Annotated in this window: 15 protein-coding genes and 1 tRNA gene; 6 read left to right on the forward strand and 10 right to left on the reverse strand. The window is 57.5% G+C overall.

Annotated elements, in window-relative coordinates:
• Positions 1–1,282 precede the first annotated feature (1,282 nt).
• The 7 genes from UH5x_RS02955 to moaA form a co-directional block, all read right to left on the reverse strand.
• Positions 1,283–1,356 (reverse strand) — tRNA-Arg (locus tag UH5x_RS02955).
• Positions 1,357–1,453: 97 nt separating this feature from the next.
• Positions 1,454–2,542: an AAA family ATPase gene (locus tag UH5x_RS02960; RefSeq protein ID WP_083434988.1), complete on the reverse strand. Its 1,089-nt coding sequence runs from the start codon at positions 2,540–2,542 to the stop codon at positions 1,454–1,456.
• Complete coding sequence (locus UH5x_RS02965; RefSeq protein ID WP_482634660.1) at positions 2,539–4,221, reverse strand: hypothetical protein; 1,683 nt, start codon at positions 4,219–4,221, stop codon at positions 2,539–2,541. The genes UH5x_RS02960 and UH5x_RS02965 overlap by 4 nt, the downstream gene beginning before the upstream one ends.
• Positions 4,218–5,102: a DUF4129 domain-containing protein gene (locus tag UH5x_RS02970; RefSeq protein WP_083434987.1), complete on the reverse strand. Its 885-nt coding sequence runs from the start codon at positions 5,100–5,102 to the stop codon at positions 4,218–4,220. Before UH5x_RS02970 ends, UH5x_RS02965 begins: the two co-directional genes overlap by 4 nt.
• Positions 5,099–6,175, reverse strand: a complete 1,077-nt coding sequence (locus tag UH5x_RS02975) for a hypothetical protein (protein WP_047815249.1) — start codon at positions 6,173–6,175, stop codon at positions 5,099–5,101. Before UH5x_RS02975 ends, UH5x_RS02970 begins: the two co-directional genes overlap by 4 nt.
• On the reverse strand, positions 6,165–7,268 hold the full coding sequence (locus tag UH5x_RS02980; protein ID WP_047815109.1) for a stage II sporulation protein M: 1,104 nt from the start codon (positions 7,266–7,268) through the stop codon (positions 6,165–6,167). Before UH5x_RS02980 ends, UH5x_RS02975 begins: the two co-directional genes overlap by 11 nt.
• Before the next feature lie 287 nt (positions 7,269–7,555).
• A complete protein-coding gene (moaA, locus tag UH5x_RS02985; RefSeq protein WP_482634661.1) occupies positions 7,556–8,566 on the reverse strand; it encodes a GTP 3',8-cyclase MoaA in 1,011 nt (336 codons plus the stop codon).
• 113 nt (positions 8,567–8,679) lie between these two features.
• Between moaA and UH5x_RS02990 the strand changes: the two genes are divergently transcribed.
• Entirely contained in the window at positions 8,680–8,925 is a 246-nt protein-coding gene (locus tag UH5x_RS02990; protein WP_047815107.1) for a hypothetical protein, read from the forward strand.
• A 243-nt stretch (positions 8,926–9,168) separates the two neighbouring features.
• Here the strand turns inward: UH5x_RS02990 and UH5x_RS02995 are convergent, their stop codons facing one another.
• Complete coding sequence (locus UH5x_RS02995) at positions 9,169–10,602, reverse strand: prepilin peptidase (RefSeq protein WP_236696335.1); 1,434 nt, start codon at positions 10,600–10,602, stop codon at positions 9,169–9,171.
• Between the two features lie 283 nt (positions 10,603–10,885).
• Between UH5x_RS02995 and UH5x_RS03000 the strand changes: the two genes are divergently transcribed.
• The 4 genes from UH5x_RS03000 (at position 10,886) to UH5x_RS03015 (ending at position 13,892) form a co-directional block, all read left to right on the forward strand.
• On the forward strand, positions 10,886–11,371 hold the full coding sequence (locus UH5x_RS03000; RefSeq protein ID WP_482634662.1) for a TadE/TadG family type IV pilus assembly protein: 486 nt from the start codon (positions 10,886–10,888) through the stop codon (positions 11,369–11,371).
• Between the two features lie 11 nt (positions 11,372–11,382).
• The gene (locus tag UH5x_RS03005; RefSeq protein ID WP_173442677.1) at positions 11,383–11,895 is read left to right on the forward strand and encodes a TadE/TadG family type IV pilus assembly protein; all 513 of its coding nucleotides are present in this window, start codon (positions 11,383–11,385) and stop codon (positions 11,893–11,895) included.
• 72 nt (positions 11,896–11,967) lie between these two features.
• Positions 11,968–13,275 carry a vWA domain-containing protein gene (locus UH5x_RS03010; RefSeq protein ID WP_236696334.1) on the forward strand — a complete coding sequence of 436 codons (1,308 nt, stop codon included), beginning with the start codon at positions 11,968–11,970 and terminating at the stop codon, positions 13,273–13,275.
• Between the two features lie 74 nt (positions 13,276–13,349).
• Positions 13,350–13,892, forward strand: a complete 543-nt coding sequence (locus UH5x_RS03015) for a hypothetical protein (protein WP_482634663.1) — start codon at positions 13,350–13,352, stop codon at positions 13,890–13,892.
• Between the two features lie 102 nt (positions 13,893–13,994).
• Here UH5x_RS03015 and UH5x_RS03020 read toward each other — a convergent pair whose 3' ends face one another.
• Positions 13,995–15,149 (reverse strand): hypothetical protein, encoded by a 1,155-nt coding sequence (locus tag UH5x_RS03020; RefSeq protein ID WP_482634664.1) that lies wholly within the window; start codon positions 15,147–15,149, stop codon positions 13,995–13,997.
• 327 nt (positions 15,150–15,476) lie between these two features.
• Here UH5x_RS03020 and UH5x_RS03025 point away from each other — a divergent pair, with 327 nt between their 5' ends.
• Entirely contained in the window at positions 15,477–16,766 is a 1,290-nt protein-coding gene (locus UH5x_RS03025) for a GlmU family protein (RefSeq protein ID WP_047815101.1), read from the forward strand.
• Positions 16,767–17,038: 272 nt separating this feature from the next.
• On the opposite strand, the gene UH5x_RS03030 is transcribed toward UH5x_RS03025, so the two are convergent.
• A complete protein-coding gene (locus UH5x_RS03030; RefSeq protein ID WP_482634665.1) occupies positions 17,039–18,025 on the reverse strand; it encodes a sugar phosphate isomerase/epimerase family protein in 987 nt (328 codons plus the stop codon).
• Positions 18,026–18,164: the final 139 nt, after the last annotated feature.

Below are 18,164 nucleotides of genomic sequence, written 5' to 3' on the forward strand. Positions count from 1 at the left end.
AAGTTTGTTTTCACTGTTCTGATCATGTTGCATCATTTGTGACTAAAAAAAGTGCGAGCCTTCGACAATTCCCGACAAACGTGATACGGAACCAACTGCAGGTGAGTGTCTCCACTCGCCGGTCGTTATGAAGCGAAAAACGCTGTGGTTCGAATACGTCGTAGCCCAACGCATTGATGATGGGCATGATGACTGCATTCTTCGTTGCCTCTTCGTTCCCCAACAGTTCTCTTTGTGATTCGAGTCGGGAAGCAAGTCTGGTCAAAGTGTCGAAGAGTTCCGTGCCGTTCGCTCCGGTGTGAATGACTGAGATGCGTTTGTTCGCAAATTATAGTCGAGCAACTCAAGCGTAGGTGTCCTACAGGCCACCATGTAGAGACGTGGCTAAACAGTGAACGTGGCTATTTCGTTTGCCTAGTCGCGGTTGGGGATCTGCCGCAGATTCTTCATGCTTCTCTGTCGCCGCTCCGCGGCTTGATTGTGTTATTGATCGCGGCGCGGGATGGTGCCAGCCACCATGGTGACCGCATTCATTACCCCGGCGTTCGACCGAGCAAGGTGCACGTTCAACAGTCACGGAGTGACGGCAGCCGATGAGCCTTGGGTTTTAACCCAAGGTCCCCAGGAGTCGAAACAAACCACCCAGTCGCGGAGCGACGACAGCCGGGGTGGAAGCTATTGAGCAACAACATCTTTTCGAGGCTTCTCTGCCGCCGCTCCGCGGCTTGTTTGCGTTGTTGATCTGGCCAACCTTGGGTTGAAACCCAAGGCTGGCAGATGCCACCGCTCCGCGGTTCTTGCTCGCCGGGTGGCGCGGGATGATGCCAGCCACCTTCATGACCGAGCCACCATGGTGACCGCATTCATTACCCCGGCGTTCGACCGGGCAAGGTGCACGTTCAACAGTCACGGAGTGACGGCAGCCGATGAGCCTTGGGTTTTAACCCAAGGTCCCCAGGAGTCGAAACAAATCACCCAGTCGCGGAGCGACGACAGCCGGGGTGGAAGTCATTGAGCAACAACATCTTTTCGAGGCTTCTCTGCCGCCGCTCCGCGGCTTGTTTGCGTTGTTGATCTGGCCAACCTTGGGTTGAAACCCAAGGCTGAGAGATGTCACCGCTCCGCGGTTCTTGACCGCCGGGTGGCGCAGGATGCATTGAAGGGACGTGTTTGGGAAGAACCTTCCATGGGATCCCGGTGGGGAAACTTGGAGGCTGCAAAGTTGTTTTGCAGGCGCACAAAAAAAGCCGTGTCAGCGGATGGCTGAACACGGCTTCTTGAGTACACCCCACTGGGTTCGAACCAGTAACCTTCGGTTTCGTAGACCGATGCTCTATCCAATTGAGCTAGGGGTGCGTCTTGAATTGTTGAGCGGCGAATCGCTTTCGCGTCGCTCGCGTGGGCGTGAAAATATCGGCTGGTTGGATTTCTCGCAAGGGGGAATGGCCAACTTTCAGTTCCGTGGGACTTCGATTCCCCGAATCATGGCCCGCAATTCCTCATCAACGCTGCGACCCTCAATTTCGGCCTCCGCGGTCAACGAGACTCGGTGCCGCAAAACGGGCAGAATGATCTCAATCACGTCGTCTGGCACCGCGAAATCGCGGCCGGCGAAGGCGGCGATCGTCCGTGCAGATTGCATCAGTGCAATTCCGGCTCGTGGGGACGCACCGATGTGGAATGCGGGCCAGGTCCGCGTCGATCGAATCAGCGAGTTGATGTACTCGACCAAGCGATCTTCGACCCGAACTTGACTGCACGTCGCGATCACCTTTTGGACGATCTCCGGGTTTGTGATCGGTTGGATTTCCGCTTCCAATCGCTGCCCAAAGTCGACTTGCAGCGAATGCATTTTCAAAATTTCGGCTTCTTCGGCGGCGGATGGGTAGTCGACCATCAGTTTGAACATGAAGCGGTCGAGTTGGGCCTCGGGCAGGTTGTACGTGCCTTCGCTTTCCAGTGGGTTTTGGGTCGCCAAAACGAGAAACGGTTTCGGCACCGGGTGGCTGGTCCCATCAATCGTGACCCGGTACTCCTGCATGATCTCGAGCAGCGCCGCGTGAGTCTTGGCTGGCGACCGGTTGATTTCATCGGCCAACAGCAACTGGGTGAACACAGGGCCGGCGCGAAAACGAAACTCGCTCTTCTGCATGTCGAAGATGGGAGCACCGGTGATGTCCGAGGGCATCAAGTCGGCGGTGAATTGGATGCGTCCAAATTCGCATCCGAGGATGCGGCCCAGCGTCCGGACAAACAGCGTTTTGCCGAGGCCGGGAACCGATTCAATCAACACGTGCCCCCCGGAGAACAGCGCGGTCAACGTGCCCAGCACCAGCTCGTCTTGTCCAACGTACAGCTTGCCGACTTCGGCCTGGATCAACTCAAAGAGCTCCTTGATCTTGGCGAATTCGGGGGAGACCGGCGGAGCTTCCGAAGCCAATGCAGCAGAACCGGGTTGGGGCGACGCGGAGTGGGCGCCGCCGGGGTTGTCGGGACCGGAGTTGTCTTCGGGCAAGATGGGCGGCAAGGAAGGATCGTTCAAGGCGACTTCTCAACGGGCTCGTGAGGACTTGGCGGGTCAGGTGACGGTGCAACAGGGTTTGCGAGGGCTTCAGCCTCGGTCAAATCTGATTCCGGGGACGTGTCCGGTGGGGACTGATCGGTCGATTTCAGGGTATCAGGCGAGGGTGTCTCGGGAACGGCGGCGGGCGGCGGGCTCGCAACCACAAACAAATCCGGTTCACCGCGAACGACTCGCATGTAATGGTTAATCTTTTCCTTGGCAAAGTCCATCCCACCGGCGCGACGCATCAAAACGGCCATGGCCGTGAGGTGGTTTCCGAAGTGGGTGGAACGGTGATAGACAACTTGCCGGGCTCGGCCGAAGGTGGGCAACAGCATCAGGCACATCACCACACCCAGGAACAACGCGTGAATCGTGATCAGACTGATCGGCCAAGTCGTCAGCAATTCCATCCCGGTTTGAGAAGGGGCGCCTGGTTCCGCATCTGAAATGGGGACCCACATGTCATCGGTGGACAAGAAACCCAAGCTGACTCGTTCGTCCGGCCCGACCTTGGCGGTCGCCAGGATTTCGTTGCGAAGACGATCGGCCATTTCCAAAGCGGGCTGATCCGTCATCGCGAAATTCGTGAGCAAGCCTCCGCCTGCGACAACCAGGATTCGCGAATCTTTCCATTTCGGGTGTGTGATTCGGGCCAAGATCGTGACGTCCTCGGCCTTGTCGAGCGGTTCGAACAAGAGCGACGGACGGTCGTTCTCGGTTGAATCCGTCGGATCATCCTCCTCCGACTGCTGCACTGTGAACTGCTGATCAGCGGCCTGCTTATCGGGGGCCTGCGGCGCGTCGGTCGCTTCGTCCCCGTCGGCGGAGTCTTCGTCCGAGAAGAGTTGGTCGAGTTCTGATTCGCTTGGTTCCGTTTCGATGAGTTCTGCTGGGACGCCAGCCGATTCCTCTTCGTTGGCATCGTCGTCCGCGACTGTCGCGGTCGGTTGGCCGATTGGAGTCAAGGTGGTCACGACCGGTTTGCGTGCGGGATCAAAGGGATGCAGGTCGTAGGAGGCGATCCGGCGATCATCAATGGTTTGCCGTGCCGGGAGGCCACGAGCGGTGAACAGTTTTCCGACCGTCACGTCCTCGCGTCGCGCATCCTGGAGCAAACGCAAATTGATCTGTTGTGCCAAGCGGCGACGGTATTCCAGGCGTTGTGCGGGAGGGGCAACCTGCGAGGCTTCTCGCCAGTAGGCTTCCGTGCTGCCTTCGTCGGGGACGACATAGACAATCGTGCGGTTGCCGTTTCGAAGCCACTTCGTCATCCAGTCCGTCACTTCGGCAGGGTTGGCGGGTGGCCAAGCGGTCGGGATCCAAACGATGGCGTCGTGTTGATTGGCGCGAGAAGACAGTCGAGTCAGGTTGCGAGCCCGCAGTTCCGCGTCTTGCCAGGCGTCCCCCAATTTTGAGCGTTCGGTTGGGTCCAGCTCCCGTGTGAGTGATTCTCGCAGGGCACCGAAGCCGTTGAGACTTTGTTTGCCCTTCGCCCCGTCGGATTTTCCGTAGGTCGTGTCCAGGCGGCTGCACCCGGACAACAGCAGGGTGCACAGGACCAGCCATGAGACAGCAAGCCGACGAGTCGACCTGGGGCCACCGTTGAACGGGAACTCAAGATGGTTCTGACGTGCGGTCAGGAGGGCGATGTTCACGCTGCCCCCGGTTGTCGAGCGGAGTCGGCGGATTGGATCGCTTGTTCCAGCGCCGCGTTGGTTTGCCAGAGGCGTTCGAATTCGGATTGCGACAATTCATGCCGGCCAAAGTAGGCACGTTCAAAAGCGGCAACGGTATGCTGCAATCGACTTCCCGTGTCGGGTTGAGAGCGTTTGGCTTCGCGCACGTAGCGGCTGTTCGTTTTCCCTCGAGCCAATCGCAACCAGTGGACTCGATCGAGCAACAACAGTTGATGCCCGTAAAGGTAGATGATGGCTTCGTTGAACTGGCCCTCGCGCATCAACCGTTCGGCTTCAGAACGTGGGTTGACCGTCGTGTCTCGCAACGCCTCGGGCAAATGTTCCATGCGTTGGCGGGTTTGGCGATCAACGCGGTCTCCTTCCAAAAGCGATTGCTCGACGCTTCCGTGGTGGAAGTCAAAGTCACTGTTGGCGAACACCCACGCCAACATCGAAACCAATCCGACCAGCAGACCACCCAACATCAACCAACCAAACAGTTGAGCAAACGGAAAACTGGTGGTGGTCGCAGGAGCGGGAGTCGCCGCAGTGGACTTGTTGGACGTCACGGCGGTCCAACGACTGCCGCGATTCTCCGTGTCGGTTTGTTGGTCTTGAACTTCGACGGGAACCAGTTCGCCAGTGTCGTCGTCGTACCAAACCGAGTCACTGACGGGCGAGACCCGCGCGGATTCGGTGGTCGATTCTGCTGACAAGGCTGGCGTGCAAACGCTGAAGCAAATGCAGGGCAACACGCAGCTGAACCAAAGGGCTCGCACGGAACCAAACGGCCCCAGACGCGAACGGCTGTGTTGGCCAAGCGGTCTGGGAGTTGCCGCGGCAGGGCAGAGGTCGTTCATGGGCGGACCTCGATCTCAACCGGAGTCGTTTGCACGTCCGAATCAGACTCTTCGACCAGGATGGCTTCTTCGGTTGCCTGGTTGGGTGGGGGCGTGACAGTGGGACGCCTGAGTCGCGATCCCGCCCGGGCAAGGCGCGGTCGCGACGAGCCAGATTGTCCGGTCATGGCATCTTCACCGAATTGACGAATGGCTTCGGCTCGGATCGCCAGTTCCACTTCCCAGCCTTCCAATCGGATGCGAGCGTCCAGGTAGCCGAGCAAGCGAACGACGACGGTGAAGGCCGCGATGATCCACAATGCCAACGGAAGGAAGACGACCATCGCAATGAAATCCGTCGACCAGTTGGAGGTGGCGATGCCGCGCACCCAGATCATGGAATAGTAAACCGAGCAAGTCAAAACGAGCGAGGTGCCGGCAACGGTGAGGAATCGGCCTCCCAGTTCGCTGGACATCGGTCCGTGCAATCCCTTGGATCGTCGCGCCAGCGTGATGACGTTGGACGATCGCGAACGAAGCGGGCAGCGTTCCAGGACGATCATTTCGGGAACAAAGGGGCGATTGGAGCGGATGATGGCCGCCAAGATGACGATCAGCCAAGGCAAGACAAAGTCGAGGAAGATGTCTGAGTCGGTGCCAATTCGGAACGCCAGCAGCAACGTGGTGGGGATCGCGAGCCGTTTGACACCAAGAATCCAAAGCAGGGGCCAGCGAAGTTTCCAGACTTCCGCGAACGTGTGTCGCAAAGTCGGTTTTTGTTCAAAGACGGCCTGGCCCAGATAGAACGTCGAAAAGGCGCCGGCCAAGGGAGTTTGAAGGACAACCAGAACGCTCATCCAACTGGCGTAGCGAATCAAATCCGACAGCGAGTCATCGGTGAAAAATTCGTCCGCCGCGATGCGCATCGGCAAGAAAGACAGCAGGATCGCGTTGATCACGATCCACGGCGCCGCGCCTGCAAAAAAGGCTCGCGTGACCGCAACCGGATAGCGGCGAAGCATCAACAGGGCCAGGTCACCGATTTCCGACAGCGACCGGACTCGGATAGCGATGTGGGTGCGATCAAGCTGCACGGACGCTCGAGCTCCCGCCACTGAGGTTGGCTAGCGTGTTGGACTCGGAAGTTTCAGTGGACTCGTCATTCCAGATAGTATCGATGGGGCGTCCGCCGGTTCGATGTTGGCGATTTCCAGGGAAGCCGAGGACGACGAAGTAGAAGCTGATCATGCTGGAAGACATCACCGACCATCCCGCCTTGAAGGTGTATGCCAGTGGGCTGGGGGAGATAAAACCTTCGGTGAAGGCGGCGAGCACGAACAAGACGGCTGCGGCGGAAATGACTGGAACGGCTCGCACTGCTGATCGACGAACCGAGTCGATTCGGCTCAAGCCTCCGGTGGCGAACAGTCCCATCCCCAGACGCAGTCCCGCGGCGGCGGACAAGGCGATCGCAGTCAACTCAAATGGACCGTGTGCAGTGACGAACTCAAAGAAATTGTCGCGACTGGCGACGTCCTCACGAGCCATGTAGCCAAACACGGTGCCCAGCGTCACGGCGTTGCTCGACAAGATGTAAAGGCACGGCACGATCAGGATTCCATAGGCGAAACATTTCAGCCCAATCCCAGTGTTGTGCATGATGTAGAAGCTGGACATGCTGATGTAGTGGTCGAGGCTGCCGACCAGTTCCATTTCGTACATCTCTTCCATCTGTTCCAGGCCTGCTTCGCCAACAACGACGTTGGCAAAATCGGGGAACAGGGTTTGTTGGTAGCCCAAGTACATCGACAGCGCGAACAAACCGAAGAACACGATGGTGGCGACGCGGACGCAGGCATCGCCATAGATCTCGCGTGGCGCGACGCGAAAAATCATGTCGAACCAACCGGTCGGTTCAAATTTGCCGGCTCGATAAAGCTGGTTGTGTGAGCGCGCGACGAGCCGGTGCAGGTAGGTCACCGTGGCGGGAGGCAATTGGTACGCATCGGCCAAAGCCAAGTCCGCACATGCGCCGCGATACAGCGTTGCAAAACGAACGATGCCAGCGGCACCTTTGTATTGAGGCCCAGCCTTGTCTGTTCGTCCTCGAACTTCCATGGCCTCGCAAAGACGTTCCAATTCGCCCCAGTTCGATCGTCGTTTGTCGAGCAGATTGGCGATGTTCATGCGAGCGATTATAGCGAACGAATTCGGAACGCGGGGGGCCAACGGCGTCCTGTTTGTACGTTGAGCGATGATTGTCGGGCGGATTGTTTCAGCGCTCGCCCAACACCCGTGTTCAACGTGTCACGGGCTCGTTCGTTTTCATGACATCCGCCGCGTGCGGCTAGTGGTTTGTCAGGACTTGTTTTTAGGGTAGTGGACGAGGCCACGAGTCCTGAACTGGCGTCAAATCCAAGGACTCGTGGCCTCGTCCACTGCGGTCAACCCTAACTTTTAGCAGTAATAGACCACTAGCCACCAATCGCATGCATGGGACGATCGGGAGGGCGGAAATTGTCCGAGTCGATGCCGTGAGCGGCGCGTTTCTCGCCCACACACTGTTGGAGCTTTTGTATCAGCGCGTCATCGTCGCACCCGCTTCGCATGGCATCTCGCAGCGGTGTCTCGTTTTGAGCGAACAAACAATTTCTCAGCCCACCGTCGGCGGTCAATCGCAAACGGTTGCAATCGCCACAAAACGGCTGGGTCACGGAGCGGATGATTCCGATCGTGCCTTCGCGGCCATCACAAGCAAGGCGGAACGTTTCTGCGGGGGCCGACTGATTTTGACGGCCCGTGGGAGTGACTTCGCCAAACGCTTCGCTCAGCAATTGCAGGCAGGCGTCTCCGGACAGCACGTCGGCGGATTGCCAAGCCCGGTCGCTGTCGAGCGGCATGAACTCGATGAAACGCAAGGTGACCCCTCTTCCGATCGCAAAACGGACCAAGCCAACCAGTTCCGATTCGCTGATTCCACGGATGGCCAACGCGTTGAGTTTGATCGATTCAAACCCGGCCTCGATGGCGGCATCGATTCCTTCGATGACTCGGTCGACGCCAGGGCGACGAGTGATTTTGGCAAAGGTGGCTTCGTCGAGTGTGTCCAGCGAAATATTCAGTCGCTGCAATCCTGCCGCACGCAAATCAGCCGCATGCTCGCGAAGCAACATGCCGTTGGTGGTCATCGACAGGTCTTCCAAGCCTTCGATTTGGGCCAGCATCGCAGTCAATTCGACACAGTCGCGTCGAACCAGAGGTTCTCCGCCCGTGATCCGGATGTCCCGCACGCCGCAGCGATGAACCATCAGCCCAGCCAATCGCTCGATTTCTTCGAACGTCAACACGCCGCTGCGAGGCAGAAACGCCGCGTCGTGTTCGGGCATGCAGTAAAAACAGCGGATGTTGCAACGATCCGTGATACTGATGCGAAGGCTATCGTGGCGTCGACCAAAGCGATCGACCAATGCAATGGGATCAGTCATGTTGGTAGGGTAACCGCCCCGCCTCCATGATGCGATGCGACAGACGAGCGAAGCGGCGACCGGTGCCGCCAACGCTGATGAACGTGAATTCGCCCCCCCAACACCGACCTTCCATGACGAACCATTGGGACAATGATTCCTGGCAATCGAGCGACGACGATGAATTCGACGATGACGCTAGCGAAGGGGAAGAGCACTCCGACGAGTGGGACGAGGACGACTACGAAGACTTTCTGGCTCGCGAGTTCCCCGATTCAACCAGCCGAAACGTTTGGGCTGGGGGAAGACCACTTTGGCACATCACCGTGTGGGTGGTGTTGGCGGCCTTCGTCGGTGGTTTCTTGATGCTGCTGTTTTGACTGGACTGGCCCGAACTCATTTCCACTCAATCAAGAGGTCGTGCGGGTTGGAAGTGCCGATTCAGCAGTGAGTGGAAGCCCCCCGTAGAAGGCTGTTGAGTTGATCATCCGGAACGCGATCGCGTCCGGTTCGTCTCCGGTGACCGTGGGCGATCACCCATCGGCTGATCGCGAAATCTGCGAAACGCATTCAATCAACCGACCACGCCCGCGAAGGAGGTGAATGAGTCCAAACGCCTTGTCTCAGTCCGCATCCGGTAACACTTGCAAGCGTATCTTGCGGGTGATCCACATCATGGATGCGAGGATCGGCGGCATGGCGACCGCCATCCAAAGCAGGACGTCGCCCATCAGCAGCAACGTGGTCCGGAACCGAGCGTTGTAGACGTCGTCCCAGTACCAAACGACCAACAGGGTTCCCAGACACAAGTAGGGGCCAAACGGCGTTCGCGGATCACGAGTCAGAACAAACACCACCAACACGATCACCAGGGCGGCGATGGGGGACAGAAAGAATGCGAGGATGCTGCCTTGCCAACCGATCAACGCACCGATCATCGCCATCAACGTGACGTCGCCGAAACCCATCGCTTCCATTTGAATGGCCCAACCGCAGACCAATCGCACGATCCAGACGATCCCGCCGCCCACCGCCAATCCGGTCAGCGAGGTCATCATGCCCATCCAACCGATCGGGCTGGTGGAGTAAGTCACAACGATCAGGGCAGAACCCACCAGCCACATGGCAACCAAAAATTTCCACGAGTTGTGGCGGGTCAGTCCAAACCAAAAGTAACCCCACGCCTTGGACCATCCGCGGCGTAGATAAAAGCGTCGGTCAGCCAAAGCGAAGCACCAGACTGCCCAAATCGCCAAACCGGTCATCAATCCACGAGGGCTGGTCCAGAACGGCGAGAGCCCAAACGGATGGTTGGCCAAGACGGGCGCGATGCCTTCCACGGAATTGTTGACCACCAAGCCGGGCAAAAAAGCGAACGGTGTGAGGGTTCCCAAGCCGATGGCCACGATCGTGCCCGGGATCGTCAGCAGATCGGGAATGGTGCGTTCGTCGAAGTCGATGAATGTCGCTGCGACCAACCAAACCAAGAACGCTGCGTGCAAGAAAAATAGCAATGCCATCCAGTCCGTGCAGGCAGCCACCGTGGCGGGTGTGACCCCGGTCGGCAGCAGTTGCCCCGCCAAGTAGGCGCGATGCATGAACGGCAGGGTGGCCGCGAGTGAAAGTTCGATCAGAATCGGCCGGACCCAGAACCAGCGCCCAAACATCTCGGCTTCTCGCCGCAAGCGGAACCAACCCAAGACGGGGATGCGATCCGCCCAAGTTCGAGCGGGAAGGGTTCGCGAAATGGATTCGAATTCGGGCAGCAACGGCCAGCGGCCTCGATCAACCCATGGCGAAATCGGACGGGGGTACCAGCACCAAGTTGGAATGATGTGGTTGGCCAAGGCACCGCCGAGGATCCCAAGCAACGCCAGAATCGCCGTCTGGGTCGTGGGAGAAAGTGCCAACCACGCCGTGAGCCAACCCGCCAACCAAATCGGCGTGATCTCTGCCAGCATGCCGATCGATGGCGCAATTTGAACCAGGGCCTGCGTTTCAATCAGCGTGGTTGCCATCGAATCAATGACAGGTGCGGGAAAGGTCAGATCAATCATGCGGACTTTGCTGTCGGTTGCAGGAAGCGGCACACAAAACGCGGCCTGGCGCAGAGGTTAGAAGGTTTTGAAAGATTTTTCACGCCCAGGTGAATTTTCAGAGCTAGGTTTTCGTTAGAGGTTCTTCTCGAGAACCATTCCCGACGAAGCTACCAACCTGACTGTCTTCCCTGACCTGATCAACCTTTTCGGCCCGACTGTCTTCCCAAAGCTCAACTTTCCAGAGCAACAAGATTCGTCACCCGACTTTTCACTGGCCGCCAACGCCTTTGGTCCCCGCATCATGAATCCTGTCAATCACGCCTCCAAGCGAACGCGACCCGGCTTTCTCACAGCCGGCCGGGCGCGTTCCGGAGGCAACCTGAATCAACCACGTCGCGGAACCGCGACGGCTGAGATCGCTTTTTGCCTGCCGGTCTTGTTGACGTTCACGTTCGCGACGGTGGACTTGTGCTCCATCTTCTTTTTGAAGGAAACCGTTGCCATTGCTGCTTATGAAGGCGCTCGGCGTGGAATCAACCGGGGCGGAACGGATCAAGCTGCGATTGCCCGTGTGCATGAAATCTTGGACGAACGAGGGGTCAGCTACGAAGGCAACGCAGTCACTCTGGAAAACAGCACGTTCAGCACGGCTGACACGTTGGAACACGTCACGATTGTGGTCACCGTTCCCGCTGCCGGCAACTTGTATGCTCCGGCTGGTTTGTACAACGACCTGGATATCACGCATCGAATCACGATGCGAAAAGAATTCAGGAATCAAGACTAGGCATCGCCACCATGATCTATCCATCGAAGTCCATTTCAAACCAAGCCCAGAGCGTTCGCAGACGTCGTCGCAACGGAATCGTTCCGCGTCCATCCGTTCGGCCTTGTCGTCGTCCGGCTGCTCGGTCGGTCAAGCGAGTCGGCGCCACGTTGGTGGAGTTTGCCATCGTCAGCAATTTGCTGTTGCTGACCATCTTCATGTGCATGGAACTGGCTCGCATGAACATGGCACGGAACCTCGCCCAAGACGCGGCCTACTACGCGGCTCGCACGGCGATTGTGCCCGGAGCAACCGCGGACGAAGCCGTCAATGAAGCCGAGTTGATCATGCAGTCTTTGTTCAGCGGCGGGTATGAGGTCGATTGCACCGAAATCGATGACGACACCGAAGAGGTCACAGTGACAGTCAGCATCGACTTGGATGACGTGGCATTGTTCACTCCCATGTTCTTGGGCAATCTTCGATTGACATCTTCGGCCACGATGCAGACCGAACGATACAACGGCTTTTTTCAAGTCAACTGATTCAAGAATGAAGAACGGTCCGGGGGGATCCTTTTTCGATTAACCAATCCAACGTTTCGTTTTGGAGTTTCAATGATGTCCGTTTCCCCCGTTCCCATGCGATTCACGATGACGCGAGGCGACGCAACACGTCGCGGCGGCATCACTGTTTTGATGGCCTTCGTGTTGCCGATGCTGGCTCTGCTGGCTGCCTTCTGTATCAACTTGGCACAGATGCAGTTGGTGAAGACGGAATTGGCGATTGCGACCGACGCCGCCGCTCGGGCAGGCGGACGTGCCTTCAGTGAAGAGCAAACGGTTGAGGCGGCAAAAGAGGCTGCTCGTTTGACCGCTGCAATGAATGAAGTGGCCGGCGAACCCTATCAGCTGAACACAAACGACGGAGCCAATGAATTTGAATTTGGCGTGTCGGCACAAGCCGATGGCCGCACGGGTCGGTTCCAGTTCACAAAGGTTCCGACCGGTGATGTGTCCGCCAACATGGTGGCCGTCAGCTCCGTCCGCGTGACCGGCAAGCGGACTGGGGAATCGTTGATGGGACCTGTGCCGTTCATTTTCCCAAACACCTTTTCAATCAGTGACTTTCGCCCGGTGACTTCCGCCGTCGCAATGCAAGTTGACCGGGACATCAGCTTGGTGCTCGACCGCAGTGGTTCGATGGATTGGAAGACCTATGACTGGCCTGACGGATCAGATCCGTGGGCAGAAGACAGCTTGATTGCGGCCGAAGACGAAGGCATCGTTGATTTGGAGTGGCGTTATCGCAACGGACAACCGGACTACATTCGCCGGGTGAGTTACAACCGCGGGTATGACGAAGAAGACCTGTACGATTATGCATGGGAAGAATTCTTCGGTCTGGGACCTGCCCCCAACACGCCTTGGGAAGATTTGGTGATGGCCGTTGACGCCTTCTTGCAAGTCCTCGATCAAACACCTCAGAACGAACAGGTTTCGATTGCCAGCTACAACAGTCACGGAAGTTTGGATTGTTGGTTGTTGGATGACTTTGATGCGGTTCGTGCGACCGTTGCTCGGCTCGGGCCCAGTGGTTCTACCGGGATCGGCAACGGCATGACCTCAGGTGCAACATCTTTCACGCACCAGAACGCTCGTCCCTACGCTTCGAAGACAATGGTGGTGATGACCGATGGCATTCACAACTACGGGACGGCTCCCAACACGATCGCCCGCAACTTGATGAGTTCAGAGAATCTCAACATTCAAACGGTCACGTTCGGAAGTGGAGCGAACCAAGCGACGATGCAAGAGGTTGCCGTGACGGGACTGGGGAAGCACTACCATGCCGATTCCGGTGACGAACTGGTGGAGGCGTTTGAAGAAATCGCCAATAACCTGCCGACAATTTTGACCGATTGAGACTCGTCGCAAGGAAAAGTTCCTTCGCGAGGGAAATTGAGATCATCGTCACAACTTGTGACCTAGAGTATGACATGAACTCCTCATCTCCCGATCAACGTCCGCTTCCCGAAGAACCTCTTCGGAAAGCACTCAAGAAAACTGCCAAGTCGAGTTGGATTGGCAAGTTGGCTATCTTCGCAGTCCTGTCGATCGGATCGATCGCAGGCTGCATTGTGCTGGTTCGGAGCACCGTCTCTTGGGTCAGCGCTTCGCCGGCCCGCAACGCCGTGGTCCCTGTGACCAGCACCTCGCATTCGGCTCCGACCGACGAGGACTTTCGAATGCGAAAGCAACGCAACGAAGCGTATCTGGCGGCCGCCAAGCAAGAGGATGCAGCCTTCATTGCGGACCGGCAACGCCGTCTTTGGATCGAGCAAACTCGCTTGAAACCGGACCACCGCGACGCGTTTGCTCAATGGAAAACGCAAGTCGAACGGTTGGAGGCCAAGGTCGCTGAAATGAGCAAGCAAGAAGATTCTTACAACGAAGACGGTAGCGTGCTTGTTGACAGTATTCTTTGGCATCAACAACAGCGGCTTGAAGAGCTTCGCGCTGACGCGCCGCCGAGCTATTGAGCAGGCATGCAGGAGTCTTCGGGGACGTGAGCCGTTAGGCGTTCACGGGCTGTTGGATCGCTGGCTCTCACGACGTTGTTTGGTCGGGTCGCGAGTTTCGGATCAGCGACCGATGGATTCCAACCGAGTTCCCCAAAGGGGGTCGGCTTGGATCGCGGTCATGCCCTGCTGGCGTGCGTCGATGCCTTGGTCCTTCCAAAGCAAGTATTGAGCCACGTCACAAACTCGGGGCACAACGATCGACCGAGGCCAGTTGGTTTCTCCAACGCCAAAGTGAGCTTGTCCCGGAAGGACGGTGATCACGCGACGATCGTCCAAGAGCGAATTCAGGTGATCCTGTCGTGATGGGTGGTGCACGCGATCGGCGGCCAGCAGTGACAAAGCAATGTCACGAGGTCTTGCATTGGGCGAGTTCCAAATTTGCTCGCACAATCCTTGGACCAATTCAGTGCGTTGATGAGTCAAACCGATGGACAATCGAGTTTCCAGCGACCAGCCATAGGGATTGCGTTGCAAAGTGGATTCAATCAGTCGCCCGACAACGCGATCGCCTGCCGTTTGCCCGCGGCAGATGCGAGAACAATCTTTCAGCAGGTGGCGTTTCAGTGTGTTGGATGCGGGAACGTACCGGATTCCACAATCGGGAACGCAGATCCCCAACAGACAGGCCCATTGATCGCAGGCGGACTGAATGAGCGGTGTCGAACGGTGCAGTGCCGGATGCCATTGCCAATCCGGCCCCGCCGATTTGGCGACCTGTTGAAATTGCCGGATCGAATCGGTGTCGTCACCGGCACGCTCGGAAAAATGCTGCCACCACTGGTCGAGTTCGCGATTCAGTTCATGTGCAGGGTTGGTTGCCAGGTCTTCCCAGGGCGAACGAGCCAATGATTCAATGGCTCGCTGATGAGCCGCCAAACGGATGCGTTGGTTCAATTGATCAGCGGCTTGGCGAACGTCCAATGACAGCGAGACACGCAGGCTACGCAGACGCGAGAGCACCGCGCGGCGAACTTCATCGCCGCCGTGGATCGCTTGCGAGAACAGCCGGTCCGAAGTCATTCGGCGGATCACCGCTGAATCGGATTCGAGCTGTGCCAGACGCCGATCAATCTTTGCAATCTCTTCCGCCGAGGGGCGTGAACTCAGTTCTGCGTCGGCAGCCCAAACTGTCTGCATCCAGTCGACGTTCGCACTGTGGTCAACATCGGCGGGTTCAGCGGCCGCTGTGGTGGAAGAGGAGGTGTTCAATGCCATCCAAACGGACGCCAAGATCGTTCGTCGCAGTTTGCGTCGTCGAGAGAGCTTTGGCGAATGGGGCAAACGATGGCCTTGGCGTGTGAGGGATGCGTGCGTTGGAGAACAAACTTGGGAATTTTCCTGTTTGGGTCCGACGGTGGGCATCGCGATGTGCTTCACTTCACTTTAGTTTCGTCCACCCCACGCGACCAATGGATTTGCCACGAGTTGTCCCCGCGACCTCGATCCTGAAGCCCGGTAAACTTCCTAATCGTTGCAACCGGTTTCGGACTCGGAACCAAACGCTCGTCTGACCTTCCGCTTTCCGCACGCCTTGTCCCGCTCATGCAAATTCTCTGCTTCGAAGATACTCGCGTGGAACAGCTCTGCCCGATTGTTCACGCTCGCCCCGCCTACGCGATCACCTGTGCAAGTTTTCGATTGATCGATTGGCTGAAGACACTTGCGAAAGAAAATTCAAGCGGCGGCAAGGCTTGTGAGATTCAAGGGTTGATTCGTGAGTACTTGTTGCCCATTCAAGAGGCGGATCACGGGCTTCAATCACCCGCCAAGGAAATTGCTGCGGACGAAGAGGTGTTGCTCGTCAACGCTCGATTGATTCCCTCGGTGCAGACCTATGAAACGCTGAAGCAGTTGATCCAAGCCGGCCAGACCGCAGCCGTGATTGGCACCGACAATGGAAACGAGTTTGAATTGCTGGCTGCATTCATCACGGCGGGTGACATTGCGAAGTCGTCCAAGTCGGAAGTCGGACTCAGTCCGTTGGAGAGGCTGCAACAGATCGCCCATCAAAACGTGAGTTCGCGATCGTCATTGAAAGCGTTTCAGTGGCCTCATGAAGTGGTTGCCGGTCACATGGCAGCGATGAACGATTCGGTCAACTACCGCATCGAACATGGTGACTACACGCAGCGTGAGGACGGTGTGTTTGTTCGCCCCGGAGTGAAGATCGGAGAATTCGCATCGATTCATACGTCGGGTGGTCCGATTGTTCTCGATGAAAACGTTCAGGTCGGTCCGTTCTGTTTTTTGGAAGGCCCGCTGCACGCAGGACACAGCACACGGGTGCTGGAACACTCGGCGATCAAAGACGGCGTCGCACTTGGACACACGGTCAAGATCGGCGGCGAAGTCGAAGCGTCCGTGATCGAAGCCTACACGAACAAGCAGCACCACGGATTCCTCGGGCACAGTTACTTGGGCAGTTGGATCAACCTCGGTGCGGGGACCTGCAACAGTGACCTGAAAAACACCTACGGCAAAATCAACATCGAGTATGGCGATCGAAAGATGGCCTCTGGAATGCAATTTCTGGGCTGCATCATGGGCGACTATTCCAAATCAGCCATCAACACCGGGATTTTCACCGGCAAGGTGATCGGTGTCTGCAGCATGTTGTACGGGTTTGTGACCAGCAACGTGCCCAGTTACGTCAACTACGCGCGGCTGTTTGGTCAGACATCGCTGTTGCCGCCGGAGGTGATGATCAACACACAAGCTCGGATGTTCGCCCGTCGGAAGGTGGAACAGCGGCAGTGCGACATGGATCTGATTCAAGCGATGTACGACCGCACCGAAATCGAACGCGAATCTTCCGAGCAACTCGGGTTCTAAGCCCGCCATGGGAGGGGGGCTCCATCCGAATGAGACGACTTGGCGACGCGGCAGTGGCTCAGGCAAGCCGCCGCGGGAGCACGAGGCGGTGCTTGATCGGCCAATCGGCCGGCCGATGTTCAATTTCGCGTTGTGGGAAACCGCTCTAAGCAGGTCGGCAGGAGTCTTTCGGCATTGGGACTGTTTCGGCAAGCGTCGTTGCTTCCACGTACAACCGGGGCGAACGCCCAAACGGCTCACATGATCATGCCCGATCATTCCTTCCGACCTGCTTAGAGGTTCCGCAAGTATTCCAGGCTCTGCTGCAATTCCATGATGGCGGTCTCTGGACGCATTTCTGGTCGGCCGACCACGATCGGTCCGCGGAATGGAATGTCTTCCAGTTGCCCCAACAAGGCAGGGAAGTCCGCGGTGCCTTCGCCGACCGGGACCGCCATCCCGCGACCGGCGGCCAGGTCCAAGACACCGTCCACGGCATGCACGATTGAAATCCGTGAACCGAGTGCGTTGATGGCCTCGTCCACTCGGAATTGGTTGATGATCAACTGGCCCGGGTTCAAGGCCACTGGAATGAAGCTGTCCGGGATCGCATCCAGCAGGGCAGCCAAGTCGGTGCCAGATTCGGTTCCGGTTTCAGCGGCCAAGAAACATCCCACTTTGGCGCCATAGCGGCCCAGATCATCCATGACTTCGCGCAATGTTTCCCACCGGGATGCGTCGCTGCCCGCCACACCTTGGCCGGCGATCGCTTTGCCGATTCGGGAGGCCGCGATTGAATTGGCGAGTTCTGCCGCCAAGTCGGCTGGCAAATCGCTGCTCCAATCGGATTCGCCTGCTTTCGCGGATGGATCGAGGAGCAGCGCGCTGCCTGCTTTTTTGACAGCTTGGTCAATGTTTTGAGGTCGCGGCGGAACGGTTCCGATTTGATTGACGATCAACGGTGCTCCCAAGCGGTAAGCCGTCTTCATCGCCGATTTGGTGGCGTCGACTCGCTCATCCAAATGGTCCGTCACATCGTACCCAAACCGGGTTGGAAACCGGATGGATGCAATCCGCAAATTCAAATCGTCCAGGATTTTCCGCAAGGTCCGTACGCCAGTGTCCGACAAATCAGATACGGGCACGTGGGTGCGACCACACAGTTCGACACTTCGAACGCCCATCGAGGCTGCGATGGTCAATGACTTACGCAGTGCGGTGGCAGAGGCGCCGGTACCCGGGATGGCGTCCATCCGGACGGCAAGTTTCAATTCAGCCAATCGATTCGTTCTCCGATGCAGGCAACCAGGTCATGGTGGACCGCTTGATCCAACTCGACCCTTCACAATACGCCTTCCGGTCGCAAACATCGAGCCGGGGTCGCGTGTTTCACAAATTTGTTGTGGGTTTGCGGATAGC

The organism is Rhodopirellula sp. UH5 (assembly GCF_056839225.1).